The sequence below is a fragment of the Trebonia sp. genome (assembly GCF_049794275.1).
Classification (GTDB): domain Bacteria; phylum Actinomycetota; class Actinomycetes; order Streptosporangiales; family Streptosporangiaceae; genus Trebonia.
Genome location: NZ_JBARCR010001194.1, coordinates 1 through 2164 on the forward strand (window position 1 = coordinate 1; position 2164 = coordinate 2164).

3 protein-coding genes are annotated in these 2164 nt (G+C 73.4%); all 3 read right to left on the reverse strand.

All coding sequences use genetic code 11. The annotated features are described in order from the left end of the window. Window positions 1-784: bifunctional helix-turn-helix transcriptional regulator/GNAT family N-acetyltransferase (locus tag WA805_RS29480; protein ID WP_425243955.1), on the reverse strand; the 784-nt coding region annotated here is incomplete at its 3' end. A gap of 331 nt (window positions 785-1115) precedes the next feature. Further along, window positions 1116-1655 (reverse strand): universal stress protein, encoded by a 540-nt coding sequence (locus WA805_RS29485; RefSeq protein ID WP_425243956.1) that lies wholly within the window; start codon window positions 1653-1655, stop codon window positions 1116-1118. A gap of 4 nt (window positions 1656-1659) precedes the next feature. Then, window positions 1660-2164 (reverse strand): ArsB/NhaD family transporter (locus WA805_RS29490; protein WP_425243957.1); only part of this gene is annotated, 505 nt, incomplete at its 5' end.

A 2164-nucleotide genomic window follows, 5' to 3' on the forward strand; every position in this document is an offset into this window, starting at 1 on the left:
AGCCGGCCTGCCGGGCGAACCGCAGCACCTCGTCGACGAGCCGGCCGCCGATGCCGAGGCCGCGGGCCCAGCTCTCCACGAGCAGCAGCCGAAGCCGCGCCGTGCTGTCGTCCTCGGGCACGCAGCACACGAACCCGGCGGGGACCCCGTCCAGTTCCGCGACCCAGCCCGCGGTGCGCCGCGGGTCGCTGTCCGTCAGGTACTCGGCGATGATCCGGGCGACGTACGCCTCGAACTCCGAGTTCCAGCCGTACTCCGCGGCGTAGACGGCGCCGTGCCGCTGCAGCACCCAGCCGAGGTCGCCGGGCGCGGGCGGGCGGAGCACCACGGTCCGCGCGCGGGGCCTGGCGTCGGCCCCGTCCGCGCTCAGCAGGTCGGTGATCTCCCGCATGGCGGTGAGCACCCTGGGCCGGTCTACCCCGGCGAGCAGCTCGCCGACCTGGCTGTCCGACCTCGCGTCCAGCTCCGCCGCGGCCGCCAGGCCCGCGCTGGTGAGCGCGACGTCCTGCCGCCTGGCGTCGGCCGCCGAGCGCTGCCTGGTCACCAGGCCGTCGGCCTCGAACCGGCCGAGCACCCGGCTCAGGTACCCCGCGTCGATATCCAGGGCGCGCCGCAGGTCCGCCACTCGCGTGACGTCCCGCCGCGCCATCTCGTACAGCAGCCGCGCCTCGGTGAGCGAGTACGGCATGTCCAGGTACATGCCGTGCACCAGCCCGATGACGTTGGTGTAGAAGCGGTTGAACGCCCGCACGGCCGCGACCTGCCCAGCGAGATCCTCGCTCATGGCGCCGCCCCTCGTGTCGGTTGCCTGAGTCAACGAAAATCATTGACTCAGGCAACGATAACTCTCGCTCTGCCCACCCACAAGGCACGCTCACCACCACCGCACCCCCCGGCGACCTCCGCCGCCGCCTCCGCCCCCGCTAACCCGCCCCGCGGCTCATCTTCGTATCAGTTTCGGCCCCTTAAACCCGGCAAATCGGACAGCAAAAGGGCCGAAACTGATACCAAGTTGCCAGCCGGGAGGCCGCGTTCAGCTGAACGGCCAGTTTTCTGCTGATAACAGCAAGAAGCCTTGTGGTTTGTGCGCGGCCCGGCATGACCGCCCGCTTTCCCTAGGGGCCTGGCGGGCCCGGGGGCTTTCGCGGATCCGGCGGGTGGGGTGGCGGGGGCGGGATGGTGGCGACCGCCGGGGCGGCTTCCGGCCAGACGACCAGAACCGGGCAGGGCGCGTGGTCGACGACGAAGCGGGTCGCCTTTCCCAGGCTCTTGGGGCCCAGGCGGGAGCGGTCGCCGTCCCGGGCCACGATGAGCAGGGCGGCGCCGGCCACCGCGGTGACCACTTCCCGCTCGGGGGCGCCGCTGCGCTCGATCCGGCCGGCCTGCCTGCCGAGGCGGGCGGCGGCCGCGTCGAGGAGGCCGGCGGCGGATTGCGCGGCCAGTTTGGCCACCTGCGGGCCGGGGTCGCGGTCGGGACGGGCTCGGCCGAACAATCCCAGGTAGGCGCTGTGCGCGGTGTCCGATAGCTCGGCGGGGGTGACGTGCAGCAGGGTGATCGGGGCGCCGGGCTGGACGAAACGCAGCGCCGCGTCGACGCTGGCCTGCCAGGTTCCCTCGGTGATCCAGATGACGACCGCGGCTTCGGTGTCGGGCATGTGCTCAGCCTCCGAGGACGTGCAGCGCCGCCCACAGGGCAAGCACCGCGATGGCCAGCCCGGCGGGCACGGTGAGCAGCCCCAGCCGGGTGAATTCCCTCAGCGACGGGCCTGACCCGTGCTGGCGGAGGACCCGCCGCCACAACAGGGTGGCCAGCGATCCGGTGTAGGTCAGGTTCGGGCCGATGTTGACCCCGAGCAGGACGGCGAGGATGGCCGCGGGCCCGGCCGGCGCGGCCAGCGGCAGCAGGATCAGCACGGCGGGCAGGTTGTTGATCACGTTGGCCAGCGCGGCGGCGAGCGCGGCGACGCCGAACAGGGCAGGCAGCGACGTCCCGGCCGGCACCAGCGGGCGCAGCGCGCTGCCGAGCCCGTTGCCGGTCACCGCCTGGACCACGATCCCGAGGCTCAGCACGAACAGCAGGAACGGCGCGTCCGCCGCCCGTGCCAGCGCGGGGACGCTGGTGCGGCGTTGCGCGAGAGCCCGCGCGCCGAGCACGGCCACGCCG